General features: G+C 47.0%; 14 protein-coding genes. 1 reads left to right on the forward strand and 13 read right to left on the reverse strand.

The window, feature by feature from the left end; all coding sequences use genetic code 11:
- The 12 genes from nuoM to E5Y90_RS11015 all read right to left on the reverse strand — a co-directional run bounded on the left by nuoM (position 1) and on the right by E5Y90_RS11015 (position 13,561).
- Positions 1-1,617 carry an NADH-quinone oxidoreductase subunit M gene (gene nuoM, locus E5Y90_RS10960; protein ID WP_151203445.1) on the reverse strand — a complete coding sequence of 539 codons (1,617 nt, stop codon included), beginning with the start codon at positions 1,615-1,617 and terminating at the stop codon, positions 1-3.
- Position 1,618: 1 nt separating this feature from the next.
- Complete coding sequence (gene nuoL / locus E5Y90_RS10965) at positions 1,619-3,514, reverse strand: NADH-quinone oxidoreductase subunit L (protein ID WP_151203444.1); 1,896 nt, start codon at positions 3,512-3,514, stop codon at positions 1,619-1,621.
- A complete protein-coding gene (gene nuoK / locus E5Y90_RS10970) occupies positions 3,511-3,819 on the reverse strand; it encodes an NADH-quinone oxidoreductase subunit NuoK (RefSeq protein WP_151203443.1) in 309 nt (102 codons plus the stop codon). Before nuoK ends, nuoL begins: the two co-directional genes overlap by 4 nt.
- Positions 3,819-4,337, reverse strand: coding sequence for an NADH-quinone oxidoreductase subunit J (nuoJ, locus tag E5Y90_RS10975; protein ID WP_171478791.1), 519 nt, complete (start codon positions 4,335-4,337; stop codon positions 3,819-3,821). Before nuoJ ends, nuoK begins: the two co-directional genes overlap by 1 nt.
- Entirely contained in the window at positions 4,337-4,879 is a 543-nt protein-coding gene (gene nuoI, locus E5Y90_RS10980; protein ID WP_151203441.1) for an NADH-quinone oxidoreductase subunit NuoI, read from the reverse strand. The genes nuoJ and nuoI overlap by 1 nt, the downstream gene beginning before the upstream one ends.
- 18 nt (positions 4,880-4,897) lie before the next feature.
- Positions 4,898-5,908 carry an NADH-quinone oxidoreductase subunit NuoH gene (gene nuoH, locus E5Y90_RS10985; protein WP_151203440.1) on the reverse strand — a complete coding sequence of 337 codons (1,011 nt, stop codon included), beginning with the start codon at positions 5,906-5,908 and terminating at the stop codon, positions 4,898-4,900.
- Positions 5,909-5,911: 3 nt separating this feature from the next.
- On the reverse strand, positions 5,912-8,590 hold the full coding sequence (gene nuoG / locus E5Y90_RS10990; protein WP_151203439.1) for an NADH-quinone oxidoreductase subunit NuoG: 2,679 nt from the start codon (positions 8,588-8,590) through the stop codon (positions 5,912-5,914).
- Between the two features lie 11 nt (positions 8,591-8,601).
- Entirely contained in the window at positions 8,602-9,933 is a 1,332-nt protein-coding gene (gene nuoF / locus E5Y90_RS10995; RefSeq protein ID WP_151203438.1) for an NADH-quinone oxidoreductase subunit NuoF, read from the reverse strand.
- A complete protein-coding gene (gene nuoE, locus E5Y90_RS11000) occupies positions 9,930-10,439 on the reverse strand; it encodes an NADH-quinone oxidoreductase subunit NuoE (RefSeq protein WP_151203437.1) in 510 nt (169 codons plus the stop codon). Before nuoE ends, nuoF begins: the two co-directional genes overlap by 4 nt.
- Positions 10,440-10,452: 13 nt before the next feature.
- A complete protein-coding gene (gene nuoC / locus E5Y90_RS11005; RefSeq protein ID WP_151203436.1) occupies positions 10,453-12,240 on the reverse strand; it encodes an NADH-quinone oxidoreductase subunit C/D in 1,788 nt (595 codons plus the stop codon).
- Positions 12,241-12,328: 88 nt separating this feature from the next.
- Entirely contained in the window at positions 12,329-13,009 is a 681-nt protein-coding gene (locus tag E5Y90_RS11010; protein ID WP_151203435.1) for a NuoB/complex I 20 kDa subunit family protein, read from the reverse strand.
- A 6-nt stretch (positions 13,010-13,015) separates the two neighbouring features.
- Positions 13,016-13,561, reverse strand: a complete 546-nt coding sequence (locus E5Y90_RS11015; RefSeq protein WP_151207530.1) for an NADH-quinone oxidoreductase subunit A — start codon at positions 13,559-13,561, stop codon at positions 13,016-13,018.
- A gap of 566 nt (positions 13,562-14,127) precedes the next feature.
- Here E5Y90_RS11015 and E5Y90_RS11020 point away from each other — a divergent pair.
- Positions 14,128-14,484: a hypothetical protein gene (locus E5Y90_RS11020; protein ID WP_151203433.1), complete on the forward strand. Its 357-nt coding sequence runs from the start codon at positions 14,128-14,130 to the stop codon at positions 14,482-14,484.
- Positions 14,485-14,561: 77 nt separating this feature from the next.
- On the opposite strand, the gene bfmS is transcribed toward E5Y90_RS11020, so the two are convergent.
- Positions 14,562-16,235 carry a sensor histidine kinase BfmS gene (bfmS, locus tag E5Y90_RS11025; RefSeq protein ID WP_174660212.1) on the reverse strand — a complete coding sequence of 558 codons (1,674 nt, stop codon included), beginning with the start codon at positions 16,233-16,235 and terminating at the stop codon, positions 14,562-14,564.
- Positions 16,236-16,270: the final 35 nt, after the last annotated feature.

The following is a 16,270-nucleotide window of genomic DNA, read 5'->3' on the forward strand; positions in this document are numbered from 1 at the left end:
TTATTGGATCTCCACATTTTCAAGTTGAACCGGTGCTTGTTCAGCAACCACTTCAACAACTTCTTGAACTGGAATGTAGCTATTTGCTAACCACGCCATGCTTGAGTTTGAAACATCAAGGAAGCTTTGTGGGTATAGACCAAGCCATACAAGACCAAGCGCACAGATCAGCAGAATCACTACTTCACGCGCGTTCAAATCTTTCAGTGGATGTGTATAGTGCTGTTTTTGCTCTTCGTTTGGTGTACCGAACAATGCCTTGTGAATCAGGATTAAACCGTACAGACCTGCGAACACCAAGCTGATTGCAGCAATGATGGTAAATGTCGGGAATTTGTTGAAAGACCCCATCAGGATCAGGAATTCACCAATAAAGTTACCCAGACCAGGAATACCCACAAGCGCCGCAATGAAGAACATCAGGAAGAATGCAAGATAAGGGAACTGACCACGCATACCGCCCATCAAACGCATATCACGAGTATGCACACGTTCGTAGACTTGACCACACATAATGAACAGTGCAGCAGAAGACAGACCGTGAGCCAGCATCATGATCATCAGACCCTGGAAGGTCAGGATATTACCTGCATAAATCGCCAGTAATACGAAGCCCATGTGCGAAATAGAGGTGTACGCCAACAGACGTTTCATATCTGTTTGCTGGAATGCACACCAGGCACCGTAGAAGATACCAATCAGACCCAGAATGATCGCGAAGTCTGCAAATTGTGCAGAAGCTGCCGGGAAGAATGGAATCACAAAACGAAGTAAACCGTAAGCTGCTGTCTTGATCAGGATACCTGCAAGGTCTACCGAACCCGCTGTAGGTGCTTGCGCATGTGCATCTGGTAACCAGCCATGTAATGGGAAAACTGGAAGTTTTACCGCAAAGCCGATGAATAAACAGATCATAAACGCATAAGCAACTGCTGGAGCCTGTGCATCAAGCGTATTCGCTACTCCCATCAGGTAGTTGTAGTCGAAACGAATTTCGCCAGTCATGTTGAAACCTACGGTCACCAGACCCAGGATACCAATCAACATGACCAAACCAGCAACTTGCGTATAGATGAAGAACTTGTTTGCCGCATAAACGCGCGATTTACCTTCTGCTCCCTTATGCCCCCAAAGTGCAATCAGGAAATAGATTGGAACCAGCATCATCTCCCAGAAGAAGAAGAACAGGAACATGTCAATCGCAAGGAAAACACCGATCACCCCACCCAGAGACCATAAAAGGTTTAAGTGGAAGAAACCAACGTTCTTCTGAATTTCACCCCACGAACAGCCGACTGCCAGTACACCCAGAAGTGCAGTTAAGCCGACCATCAGCAGTGATAGACCATCTACTGCCAGGTGAATGTTAATCCCTAGGGTTTGAATCCAAGGTAATTTGAACTCGGCTGCCCACGAAGGGTTTGCACCGCCAAGTTCATAGTTATAAGTACCAGACTGCCAGAGGACGATGGTCAAAACCAGCGTCACCAGCATACCAATTAAGGCAATATAGCGTGGCAGGTGTTGGTCGAGTTTATCGACCAACCAGCACACAAAACCTGCAATGAACGGAATGAGGATCAGAGCCGGCAAAATAATATTGTTTGGAGCTTCCATTTTATTTCCCCACTACCTGAATCACGAGCAAGATCATCAGTAGGACAACGACGCCGAGCCCCATGCTTGATGCGTATTCACGCAGTGATCCTGTTTGACGTGAACTGGTAAAGCTGTGACCACCTTTAACAAGTGCAGGAAGTACCAGCCATAGGCCATCAATCGGATCACGACCAAAAATCTTCGCGAACAATAAATATGGTTTAACAAAAATAAGGTCGTAAAGCGCATCGAAACCTAGTGCATTACGGCAAATATTTGCAAGACCTGCACCCAAAGAAGTCTGGGCAAAAGATTTGACTGCATTGTAGGCAAATGCGAACAATACCACACCCACCGCAAGACCAGCTAAAGCTACACCAATCGCGACATATTCAGCGCCATGTGCGCCTGCTTCCAAAGCTTCAGGAATAATGAACGCTGGAATTTGTGCAGCATTCAGAATATTCATGACGGGTGCTTTCAAAACGATTGCAAGACCTGTTGACAAGACCGCAAGGATTGCCAGTGGCGCCCAGTATGTGATGCCTTTGATTTCATGGTAAGGCGTGTTTTCTTTGCCAAAGAATACAATCCAGATTAAACGGAAAGTATAGATTGAAGTTAAGAATGCACCTGCAACACCAACCCAGTACAGCGTATTGAATACCGGTAAGCCTGCAATATGGCTTTGTGTCCAGACTGCAGCAAGAATCGCATCTTTCGAGAAGAAACCGATGGTCAGGAATGGAATCGCAGCGAGCGCACCACCACCAATGGCAAAACAGGCAAACAGGAATTTGTTCTTGTAGAACAGACCACCCATCTTGAAGATGTTTTGTTCGTGATGGTAAGCCAGAATCACCGCACCCGAAGACAAGAATAACAATGCCTTGAAGAATGCGTGAGTCAGCATGTGGAACAGACCTGCCTGGTAGGCTTCAGCACCAACCGCCATGAACATATAACCCAGCTGACTCATGGTTGAGTAAGCCAGAATACGTTTGATGTCGGTTTGAACCAATGCAGCAAAACCAGCCACTAGCAATGTCACTGCACCCGTAATCGAGATGAACACCATGACTTCAGGGGCCAGTTCAAATACTGTGAACAGACGGCAGCACAGGTAAACACCCGCGGTAACCATCGTTGCCGCGTGGATCAAGGCCGATACAGGTGTTGGACCTGCCATCGCATCTGCTAACCATGTTTGTAACGGGATCTGTGCAGACTTACCCGCAGCACCCAGGAACAACATTAAGGCTGTCCAGATGGTCAATGACGAGCTTTGTGTCATTACAGTTGCCGCATTTTCTACGATGTACTGAGTATTCAATGTGCCGAACTGCTGGAACAACAGGAACATGGCAATCAGCAAGAATACGTCACCAACACGGGTCACGGTAAATGCCTTGATGGCTGCAAAACCATTAGCAGGATTTTGGTAGTAATAACCAATCAGCAAGTAAGAACACAGACCTACACCTTCCCAGCCCAAGAATAATAACGCCAGGTTATCGCCCAGAACCAGCAGCAACATGCTGGCAACGAACAGGTTGAAATAAGAGAAGAAACGTGCAAAGTCTTCTTCGCCGCGCATATACCATGAGGCGAAGATATGAATCAGGAAACCAACCCCTGTCACCATGCCCAGCATCAATAATGATAAACCATCAAGATGCAAGCTGATCCCCGGTGCAAAACCGCCGACATTAAACCATGTCCACAGGTGTTGTACCGTCGCGGTTGAACCATTGTTGACAAAGTCCAGACCGGCAATAAGTGCAACCAAGGCCGACAGACCCACTGCACCCACCCCAATAATGGCAGCAACTGATTCAGGCAGTTTATTACGCCCTGCCGCCAAAAGGATGAAACCAATTAACGGGAATAAAATTGTTAGATATAAATAACTCATCCGCGCATCTCACTAGCAGCATCCACATCCAGGTGATGGAAGCGATGATAGAACTGAAGGACGATCGCAAGACCAATACACGCTTCTGCCGCAGCAAGCGTCAAGATCAGAATAAACATGATCTGACCGTCTGGCTGTACCCATGCACTGCCTGCCAGGACGAATGCTAAAGCCGCAGCATTCATCATGATCTCAAGGCTCATTAAAATAAACAGAAGGTTGCGTCGCACCATTACACCGTAAAAACCCAGTGCAAAAAGAATAGATGCAACGATCAAACCATGCTCTAAAGGGATGTTGCCCATTATTCTTTGTCCTCTTCTGCACCTGGCTCACGTTTACCCAGATGGAATGCAGCTACCAGGGCAGCCAGCAATAACATCGCAGCAACTTCTACCAATAATAAATACTGTGTAAAGAGCGCTTGACCCACAGCTTTAGGACCGACCATTTCAGTGCCCATCACCAATGAAGGTTGTGTGTAGTCAGAGTTCAATACCCAAACAACTACAAGACCGATCAGGAAGCTCATCAGTGCCGGGTAAGCCCAGGTAGATGAGGTCAACCATGTACGTTCTTGTGCAACAGTCTGTTCGCCGAGATTCAACATCATCACCACGAATACGAACAGGACCATGATCGCACCCGCATAGACAATCACTTCCAGCGCACCGGCAAATGGCGCACCTACGATCATAAACAGACCTGCAACGGCAAGAAGTGAGACAATCAGGCTAAGTAAGGCATGTACCGGGTTCGTATTGGTCACAACACGAACCGTAGAAACGATGGCCACGAGGGCCATTAAATAAAATGGCCACATCATGGTAATAGACTCCGTACATCAACAGGTGCACTTTCACGCTGTGCTTCACCCTTGCCTTTGCCTGCAACTGCCATACCGGTCACGCGGTAGAAGTTATAGTCAGGGTATTTACCAGGGCCAGAAATCAGCAAGTGTTCTTTTTCATAGACCAGGTCTTGACGAACATACTCACTCAGCTCGAAGTCCGGTGTCATTTGAATGGCAGTCGTTGGACAGGCTTCTTCACACATACCGCAGAAAATACAGCGAGAGAAGTTGATACGGAAAAACTCCGGATACCAGCGACCATCTTCTTTTTCTGCTTTTTGTAGTGAGATACAGCCTACTGGACACGCAACCGCACACAGGTTACATGCCACACAACGCTCTTCGCCATCCGGGTCACGCGTCAATACAATACGACCACGGAAACGTGGCGGCACGATTTCTTCGGCTGGGACTTCTGGGTAAAGAATGGTGTCACGTTTACGTGTTGCGTGGCTGAACACCATCCACAACGAACGTACGATTGACCCGAATCCAGCTAGAAATTTAAACATTTTGTTCTCCCTGCTGTCTTAGGCCTGATTCAACAGAATCACAGCACCAGTCACCAAAAGGTTAACCAACGCCAATGGCAAGCAAATTTTCCAACCAAAGTTCATCACTTGGTCATAACGTGGACGCATCAAAGAGCCACGTGCCAATACGAACATCATGACAAAGAAAGCAGTCTTGATAATGAACCAGAATGCCGGTGGCAAGAAATCCAGACCGAACGGCGCTAACCAGCCACCAAAGAATAAGGTTACGATTAATGCTGAGATCAATACCACGTTAACGTATTCCGCAACGAAGAACATGCCCCATTTCATCCCGCCGTATTCTACGTGATAACCTTCGGCCAGTTCCTGTTCTGCTTCCGGCTGGTCAAATGGATGACGGTGAGTTACCGCTACCCCTGCGACCACAAAGATCAGGAAGCCCAGGAACTGAGGAATAACAAACCAGACGTCTTTTTGTGCTTCTACGATTTCACGCATGTTGAATGAGCCGGCAATTGCCACTACACCCATCAGCGAGATGCCGAGGAACACTTCATAAGAAATCGTTTGTGCTGCTGAACGCAGACCACCTAGCAGTGCATATTTGTTGTTAGATGACCAGCCACCAAACAGCACTGCGTAGACTGCAATCCCTGCCATCGCCATAAAGAACAGCAGACCGATGCTCATATCTGCCACACCCAAATACGGTGAAACAGGAATGACCATGAATGACAGCACCGCTGTTGCCATCGCAACGCCTGGTGCCATACGGAATGTCAATTTATCAGCAAATTTTGGTGTCCAGTCTTCCTTGAACATGATTTTCAGCATGTCGGCAACAATCTGGAACATACCGCCCGGACCTACACGGTTCGGACCGTAACGGTCTTGCCACAAGCCGAGTAAACGACGCTCAATGAAAGACATCAACGCTGCAACCAATACCACAACAAGTAAGATTACGATCGCTTGAAGTACTGAATAGGCGATTGGCCAGTTTTCAGCCCACAGCGGCGTTTGACGGATTAATTCTTGTTCCATGAATTACACTCCTACCGCGACTGAAACAGGCTCTGCAAGAGATACCGTCGGTGCAAGACCGATTGGGTAGCCAATACAACCTGTTGGTAAGTATTCAATCACTTGAACTGGAAGAACGATCGAGTTATCCCCTGCTTTCACAGTAATTTTCTGACCATCCTGAACATTCAAGCGCGCTGCATCCTGTTCACCGACGGCAAAAACCGCTTCAGGAATACGTGATTCCATCGCCGGTGTTTTCACGGTAAATTCGCCGGAAGCAAAAATGTGATGCATCGGAACCAGACGGAAGCTGCCAGCATTCGCAACCACTGGGGCTGGTGCAACGAAAGTACGTGCTGGACGTTTTGGTAGACGATCAAACAGACGAACGCCTGAATCACCACCTTTCAGATGGCCACCCACGTTGTCCTGGAACTTGTTCCACGCTTGTGGAGAGTTCCAGCCTGCCGACCATGCGAACGGTACCAGCGCAGATGGTGTCTGGTCACCGACATAACCTTCCATTGAGAAAGTTAAGGCAGAATCTTTGTCCACGGGCTGTTTAGGCTCGTGTACAGATAATGGCGCACGCATCGAAGTACGACCTGAATAACGGCGTGGTTCACGTGCCACTTTCAGACCATGTACACGGAAGCCCGCATCAGGTGCCACATCCAAAATACCTTCTAAAGCAGGTACGTTTTTCGCTACAGACTCGATCACATCATCCAGCAAGGTCCATGAAATGGCTTTACCTTTCACGCCCGTTTCAATCGCATGTAACCAGCGCCAAGATTCCTTGATCGCCAATTCCGGATTGTAATAGCTTGGGTCATATACCTGATAGAAACGCTGTGCGCGGCCTTCCTGAGAAACCACTGTACCATCGCCTTCAGCAAAGCTTGCAGCAGACAGTACAATGTTGGCTTTCTTCACCGTTTCTGTTTCTGAATGATCAAGCACAATCACTTCTTTGCCAGCAAGTGCAGCGTCGACTTGGGTCTGCGGTAAACGACGGTAAAGGTCATTTTCAACAATCACGACTGTGTCGAAGTCTTGGGCAAAAGCTTGTTCCAGACTGTTACCACCCAGAATTGCAAGCCCCATTGAGTTCACTTCTGGAACAGTCAAGGTTAAGCCTGCATTACCCAGATTTTGTGCTACTTGTGCAGCCGCTTCCATAATGGCAGCGTCTTGCAAGCTGGTACCAGAGACAATCAATGGTTTTTTCGCAGCTTTCAGGGTATCAGCAATGGTTTGGGCAAATGCTTTAGCAGCATCGTCCAGACCTGTGATGACTTCACCTTTTACACCCGCAGCAATTGCAAAGCCTAAACGTGCAATATCGTTTGGAGACGCAACCACTTCACCTTCGGCAACGTCAGACAAACGGGTCTGTGTTGCAGCCAGAATGTAAATCGGAGATTTCGCATCTTGAGCAATACGCTGTACCGGTTCAGCCAGCCACTCTTGAGTACGACGCTCTGCCGCCATCTCTTTGCCTTTATTTTTCGCAGCCTGGCGAACAGATAAAGCCATACGTGGTGCAGTTTGAGTTAAATCTTCACCTAGAATTAACACCGCATCGTAGCTTTCGATTTCACGCATCGTTGGGTTATAAACACCCTCGGTTTGCATGATTGAAGCTGCCAGTTCAACCAGATTCTGCTCTTTTTGAGACAGACCTGTTGAATAGTTCTCTTGACCGACCAGCTCACGAAGTGCGAAGTTCGATTCAAGTGATGCACGCGGCGAACCAATACCCAGAACTTTTTTACCCTGAATATTTGCAATCACCGTGTCTAGTGCGGTATCGACTGAAACAGTTTCTACATTGTTGCCGGTACGGAATTGCGGTTGACGTGGGCGATCAGCACGGTTCACATAACCGGTACCGAAACGGCCTTTATCGCATAGGAAGTATTGGTTCACTTCACCGTTGAAACGGTTTTCAACGCGACGAAGTTCGCCATAACGTTCACCCGGAGAAATGTTACAACCTGAAGAACAGCCTTGGCATACGCTAGGCGCATACTGCATGTCCCATTTACGGTTATATCGTGCAGAGTGGGTTTTGTCAGTGAATACCCCTGTAGGACACACTTCAGTCAGGTTACCCGAGAATTCAGATTCCAAAGTCCCTGATTCCGGACGACCGAAATACACACGTGATGCGTTGGCATATACGCCAAAGTCTGTACCGCCGGCATAATCTTTGTAATAACGCACACAACGGTAACATGCGATACAACGGTTCATCTCATGGGCAATAAACGAACCCAGTTCCTGGTTGTAATGCGTACGTTTAGTGAAACGGTAGCGACGACGGTCATGCTGCGTCATCACTGTCATATCTTGCAGGTGACAGTGCCCCCCCTCTTCACAGACCGGACAGTCATGCGGGTGGTTGGTCATCAAGAATTCAACAACAGAAGCACGGAAATCTACTGCTTCTTTGTCTTCAACCGAGATGTAGGTATTGTCAGCAGCCGGTGTCATACATGACATGACCAAACGACCACGCGTATCTTCTGGATTCGCGTATTGGGTCACAGCACATTGACGGCAAGAACCGACAGAACCTAAGGATGGATGCCAACAAAAGTATGGGATGTCGATGCCGAGACTCAAACATGCTTGCAGCAAGTTTTCCGAGCCGTTGACTTCATACGATTTTCCATCGACATGAATTGTAGCCATAGTCGAATTCCTTAAGCTTGTTCTACGTTGCGGGTTTGAGCGGCAGCATTTACTACTTTTGCTTCAAACTCGCCACGGAAATGTTTGAGTGCGCCCATTAATGGTTCCATCGCACCTGGTGCGTGAGCACAGAAAGTTTTACCAATCCAAAGCTTGCGGGTCAGTTCCTGCAAGTGATCGATATCTTCTTTTTTACCTGTACCATCTTCAAGTGCTTTCAGCGCTTTCACCGCCCAAGGCAAGCCATCACGGCAAGGCGTACACCAGCCACATGATTCACGGGCAAAGAACTCTTCCAGGTTACGTGTTGCTGAAACCATACATTGCGTTTCATCCACCACCATCAATAAACAGGTTCCTAAACGTGAGCCTGCTTTCATGATGCTTTCTGCATCCATCGGAAGGTCGATATGCTCTGCGGCCAGGAAGTCAGTCGAGGCACCGCCCGGCAACCATGCTTTTAGCTTTAAGCCATCACGCATACCACCGGCATGTTCTTCAATCACTTCACGAGCCGTGGTACCAAATGGAAGCTCCCATAAGCCAGGGAATTTCACCTTACCAGATGCACCATAGATTTTAGTGCCTGGATCTTTGGATTTACCCGCAGACAGACCAATATACCATTCAGGGCCACGCAGCATAATTGCCGGCAAGTTGTTGTAGGTCTCGACGTTGTTGACAATCGTCGGACGACCCCAAGCCCCTGCAACTTGCGGGAATGGTGGTTTGGTACGCGGGTTGGCACGGCGGCCTTCCAGCGAGTTAATCAGTGCTGTTTCTTCACCACAGATATAACGGCCTGCACCGGTATGCACGTGCAACTCAAAGTTCCAGCCAGAATCCAGGATATTTTCACCCAGATAACCTTTGGCACGGATTTGTGCAATCGCGTCGTTCAGGTATTTTGCCGCTTCGATATATTCGCCACGGATAAAGATATAACCATGAGTCGCTTCGAGGGTATAGCCGGCAATCAGCATACCTTCAATCAGCTGGTGAGGAAGATCTTCCATCAACAGACGGTCTTTGAAGGTACCTGGTTCCATTTCATCGGCATTACAAATCAGATAACGAGGACCTGAATTGTCATTTGGTGCCATCAGCGACCATTTGATGCCTGCCGGGAAACCTGCACCACCACGGCCCTTTACTGTTGCCGCTTTAATGACTTCCAGCACTTCTTTCGGCTGCATGCCAATGGCTTTTTTAAAGCCGGCATAACCCTCTAGGGCTTCGTAATCATCGGCATTACGAACGTGCTCTTGTTTACTCAAACGCCAGGTCAATGGATGCGTTTCTGGGTTACCGTCACCATAAATTGGTTTTGGTTCAGTATTCATACATACTTCTCCAGCAACTGTTTAACCGAAGTCACTTCAACTAAACCGTGCGTATCTTCATCAATCATTAAGGTTGGGCCCTTGTCACAGTTACCCAGACAGCAAATTGGTAGCAAGGTAAAACGGCCATCAGCAGTCGTCTGACCAAACTGGATACCCAGTTCACGCTGGAAAGCTTCTGCCAAAGTTTCCGCACCCATCAAGAAACACGCAATCGAGTCACACAGTAAAATTACGTGACGACCCACGGGCTGGCGATAAATACGGTTATAGAAAGTCGCTACACCTTCCAAATCCGCAACACTCATGCTGAGCATTTGCGCGATAGCATTCATCTGCGCATCATCTACCCAGCCATTACGGCGTTGTACACACTTCAGCGCATCAAGACACGCTGCACGTGGATATGGATAGTGGCCCATGTGCTGTTCGATTTCGTGGATTTCTTCCTTCGTTAAAATCCCTTCAACATTCACACGTGGCTTTCTATCAGTCAAAATCATCATAATGCGTTACCCCTTAGCGATCCACGTCAGCCATTACGACGTCAATTGTCGCTAAATAAATGATTAAGTCAGATACAAGACTGCCGTTAATCACAGAAGGCATTTGCTGTAAGTGCGTGAAAGTCGGTGTACGGATACGGGTACGATAACTCATGGTTGACTTGTCTGAAGTCAGGTAGTAGTTCGATGCCCCTTTCACCACTTCGGCCATTACAGATGCTTCACCAGCAGGCATTACAGGACCCCATGACACGCTTAAGAAGTGCGTAATCAAGGTTTCAATATCTTGCAATGTCTTGTCTTTTGGTGGTGGCACTGCCAATGGATGGTCTGCTTTATAAGCACCAGATGGCATGTTATCCAGGCACTGACGAATGATTTTCAGTGATTCTTCGATTTCACGGAAATGAACCAGCACACGTGCATAGGCATCACCTTCATACTCTAAAGGCACTTCAAAGTCGTAGTTTTCATAACCGCTATATGGACGGTATTTACGTACGTCGAAATCAATGCCTGTGGCACGCAGACCAGTACCTGTTACACCCCAAGCCAGCGCAGATTTTGCATCGTATTGCGCCACACCCTGGGTACGGCCCATGAATACCGAGTTGCGTAAAGCAGCTTTGTAGTATTCATTCATACGTTTTGGCATCCAGTCGAGTAATTCTCGAACCAGTTTATCCCAGCCATTTGGCAGGTCGTGTGCAGTACCACCAATCCGGAACCATGCCGGATGCATACGGTAACCGGTAATCGCTTCCACGATGTCATAGACTTTTTGACGGTCAGCGAACATATAGAATACAGGTGTCATACCACCGGCATCCTGAATCGCAGTACCAATGAACAGCAAGTGGTTATTGATACGGAACAGTTCTGACATCATGACACGAATACATTGCGCGCGGTCAGGGACAGTAATGCCCGCCATTTGCTCCACACCCATCACATAAGGCATGTTTTGCGCACAACCACCCAGGTAGTCGACACGGTCAGTATAGGGAATGAAGGAATGCCAGGTTTGACGTTCAGCCATCTTCTCCACACCACGGTGGTGATAACCGATATCAGGCACACAGTCCTTCACTTCCTCACCATCCAGCTGCAAGATCACACGGAAGGCACCGTGCGCAGATGGGTGGTTTGGACCCAGGTTCAGGAACATGAAGTCTTCATCGGCATTACCGCGCTTCAGACCCCAGTCCTCAGGGACGAAACGTAAATGTTCCTGTTCAAAATCCTGCTTGGCCTTATCCTGAATATACGGCGTATATTCAGTTGCACGTGCAGAATACTCTTTACGTAACGGATGACCTTCCCAGTAGGTTGGCAACAAGATACGACGGAGCATTGGATGCCCTTCGAAATTGATACCAAACATGTCATAAGCTTCACGCTCATACCAGTTCGCATTCGGCCAGATATTCGTTGCGGTCGGCATATTCAGATCGCTGTCGCTTAAGGCCACTTTAATACGAATGTCACAGTTACGCTCTAACGACAATAAGTGATAGAACACTGTGAATTCTGATGCAGGCAAACCGTCACGATGGGTACGCAAGCGCTCATCTACTGCAGACAAGTCAAATAGCATCACATAAGGACGTGGCACGGTACGCAAGAACATTAAAACTTCTTGTACACGTGCGCGCTCAACCCAAACTGTCGGGAAATCCTCGAAAGTCGTTTGCACAAAGAAGTTCTCACCAAATTTGGTTTTGAGCTCTTCAATGATGGCAAATGCTGGGCGTGAATCAACTGCTGTTGATTCTGGCATAGCAATGTCAGTTTCAGCCATTGGCTTGGCTTCCTATTTAATACAAATTCAGTCAACCTAAACGACGACTACACCCAGAGCGGGTGCAACAGATCATCTGTCGTTTAAATTATTTAATTTCATCCATAGAGCGTAAATTTTTCACAGCAACACGCTGATCTTTCTTACGGTCACGTTCCGGCATCATCTTTGGCTTATACACTGGCTTAAGATCATCACCGATCACCGCAGAAAGCGGACGACGCTCTAGTTGAATTTGGTCTTGCAACAGCATGAGTGCCTGAATCAGGGCTTCAGGACGTGGCGGGCAACCTGGGATATACACATCGACAGGAATGATTTTATCAACACCCTGTACAACTGAATAAATATCGTACATACCACCTGAGTTTGCACACGCACCCATTGAAATTACCCACTTTGGTTCAAGCATCTGCTCGTACAGACGTTGAATCACCGGAGCCATTTTCACGAAGCATGTACCAGCGACGATCATCAAATCGGCCTGACGTGGTGAAGCACGGATGACCTCGGCACCAAAGCGTGACAAGTCATGTACACCGGTCAAGGTCGTTGCATACTCTACATAGCAGCAAGACGTACCAAAGTTAAACGGCCAAACTGAGTTCTTGCGTCCCCAGTTTACTGCTGTGTGTATTACATCCTCTAAGCGAGTCATGAATACGTTTTTATTCACTTCTTCTTCTAAAAGCGGGTCTTCTACCAAGATACGCTCTTGAAGTGGATATTGATCAGCATTCGGATTCGCACGGGTTAATGTGTATTTCATCCCGAGTTACTCCTTATCAGATGATTGAGCTTGTGACTTTTTCACAAGACCAGATGATTGAGCTGGGATTTGGCCAGTTGGGTCCATAACCAATTCTTCAACTGAGTTGAAGCGCGTAATTTCCGCAAGATCCATATTTGGCGAACCAATTTTAGGTTTAATCCCGGCTGCTTTACGTTTGTCTGAAGGTGCCCAGTTCAGTGCGCCTGTCGATAATTCGTAAACCAAGCCAACGAGTAAAACTAAAATAAATATAGCTGCGGTTACAAAACCAACCCAACCTACTTCACGAACAGAAGCTGCCCATGCGTACAGGTAAAGGGCTTCCAAGTCAAACACGACGAAGAAAATTGCAACCAGATAGAATTTTGCGGACAAGCGGATACGGGCTCCACCTGCTCCAACTACGCCTGACTCAAACTGCTCCTGCTTGGCACGGCCCCATGATTTACCCCCGAGGAGTAATGGGACAGTGAGCATAAAGACGCACAAAAATGTAACACCGATCACGAAGGCAATAATTGCCCATTCGTATGGAGTAATGGCATTCATGCGGGGATAACTCCTGGCAGGCCTATTTATTAACAAAGAATGTATGTATTGGCCTTCAAATACACCAAACACAAAATTAATCCCGCCAATTGTACCTGATTTTGGATTTCACTTGCTAGCTTCTCGCCCTTAGTCTTTGGGATGATTTTTTAGGCATTTCAGTATTTAATTGGGCGTGAGTGCACTCAAAGCTGCACTAATTGCTTTATTTAGTTGATTTTCGACCTTCAATTATTTTAACAAGCCTGTAAAAATCCAGTTTTCAGTCCTGACAGTCTATTTCAACTTGAATCCATCAAGTCAGGAAAGTTTCTATTTAGGTCTTAAATCGAATTAACTAAAACAAAATAAGTTTGCCACAGCAAAAAGTAACTTTAAACACGATTTGCGTCGTTTAAATTTTCAGCAAAAAAAATAAATCAGGCAATTTAAACCCTGTTCCGGCTGCGCCACCTCATCAAGCAATTGTATTTTTTTGCAACACATTCAACAGATTGATTCAGATTATGTTATTTGTATTTCTAGGCCTGATAATCACATAAATAAAGCAACTAAAGGAGTCCAGTATGTCTCTACATTTTACGCATAAACCTAATTATTTTTTATTTGCCCAACTTTTGATTCGACATATCGAAACTTATATTCATAAACACCCTGATGCCAGCAATGCTATTTTTGACTTACGCGAAATTCACGACCTGTTCCAAGCCGATCAGGCCTCTTCGAGTATCAACCTAGAAGGCATTTTAAATATTGTTGATGAATATAAAGTGGAAACCATCTCTGGCGACCAAAAACTGATCCAGAATTATAGTATAGATGCCAAATACAATAAGCTGATGATTGATTTTAATGCAGAACCCTTAGATAGCCTGCGTGATGGCAAACCGCTAATTGAACCAGACGTCACCGTACAGGAATAAATCCTCGTAGCATAAAACAAAAAAAACGATACTGAAATCAGTATCGTTTTTTATATCAGGCGACTTAAACACAGATTTTAGGCTGAACGCTCGCTGCTGGCTTCTTCAACATGTTCCAGCGTTTTCGGTCTGGATTTCTTACTATAACGATGGGCCGGCCAAGTCATAATAAAGCGCGCGCCACCCAGTTTCGGACTCTGATCAACCTCAATGCTTCCTCCGAACCAGTAAGCAATCCGACTAACAATAGAAAGCCCCAAACCATACCCCCCTGAAGCCCGGGTACGACTATCATCTAAACGGGCAAAAGCTTCAAAGATACGGGCGCGGTCTATTTCCGGAATCCCTGGACCATCATCTTCTATACAGATATAGGCTTGTCCTTCAGCATCCAGCCCACCACTTAGCAAAATTCTGCTATCGCAATAACGTACGGCATTCCCTACCAAATTTTGAATCACCCGGTGCAAATAGCGCCGCTCCGCCTCCACCACTATGTCATCAGACATTGCTTGCAGCTCAATAACTTTTCCGGTCTTCAGAGCTTCAGTTTCCACAGCAACCTGATTTAACACTTCATACAGATCTACATGTTCAAACTCAATTGAAGGCATGCCCTGCTCAAGCTTGGCATAGGTCATAATCTCATCAATCAGGGTATTTAGCGCCTCAATATCCTTATCGATCTGTTCGACTTGCTGTAGGCGGTAATCGTAGTCATCTTCATCTGCCATCATTTCTACCGCAAAACGAATCCGCGCAACAGGCGTACGCAGCTCATGCGACACGGCACGCATCAGCTCACGCTGCGCTTCAATAAGACGCTGAATATGATCTGACATATTGTTATAGCTGGATGCCAGAGTCGCCATTTCATCATTTCCCTCAATCGGAAGACGGAGCGACATATTCCCGCTCTTCATCTTGTTCAGGGCATAATTGACTTCGCGCAGTTTACGCTGCATCGGCACCAGCAAACCATACACCCCCAGACTTAAGACAAACAAGCTGAGCAAGGTGATACCCGCCGCCAGCTGAAATGGCATCCAGTTAAAGAGTGGTACTGGCCCCATAACCAGTACTTCCGAGGTCGAACCTGGAATGGGTGACACAATGGAAATAGTGGTGCCACGAATCGAGGCACTATCACGATACAGAATAATACTGTGATCCAGGCGTAAACGTCCGATCTGTTCGGAGTCCAGCGGCAGCGCCTGTACGGTCTCTATTGAAATCGGGTAGGAAAAATATGACTGAATACGCTCAAGGTATTCTTTTTCCTGGCCCGGATAGTACACGAGATAATCCAGAATAAAGACTGGCAAAGCCTTCATCTGACGTTCGGTAATATTGTCCGCCTTGATATAAAGATAATGCTCCGGATCATCTTGCAGCGCTACAACAATATAGGCCACGCTGGTTTTGGCATCCCAGCGCACGACGGCCTTGCGCTCAGCCAGTCGTCGGGCTTCGGCGCGGGTAACATCAACTTTACTGGCTTCAATATAGTAAATCGGGAGTTCTAATAAATCCGAGGCATCGGAAATCCAATCCATCTTCTGCTGAAGGTTGGGCTGACGCGCAACCCCCTCACTGATGATATAAGCCATACCATCAGTCAGGGATTCACGATATTCCTGCGCACGCTGATAGTTAATAATCTGTACCAGCAGGTAGCCAAATATCGCCACCAATACAACAAGGACGACCAATCCTGCGTAAATACGCAAAAATATACTGTGTTTAAACACTTATATTTATCCTGCTTTTCAGGCAACCAACCGTC

The sequence above is a fragment of the Acinetobacter sp. 10FS3-1 genome, assembly GCF_013343215.1.
GTDB lineage: Bacteria > Pseudomonadota > Gammaproteobacteria > Pseudomonadales > Moraxellaceae > Acinetobacter > Acinetobacter lwoffii_C.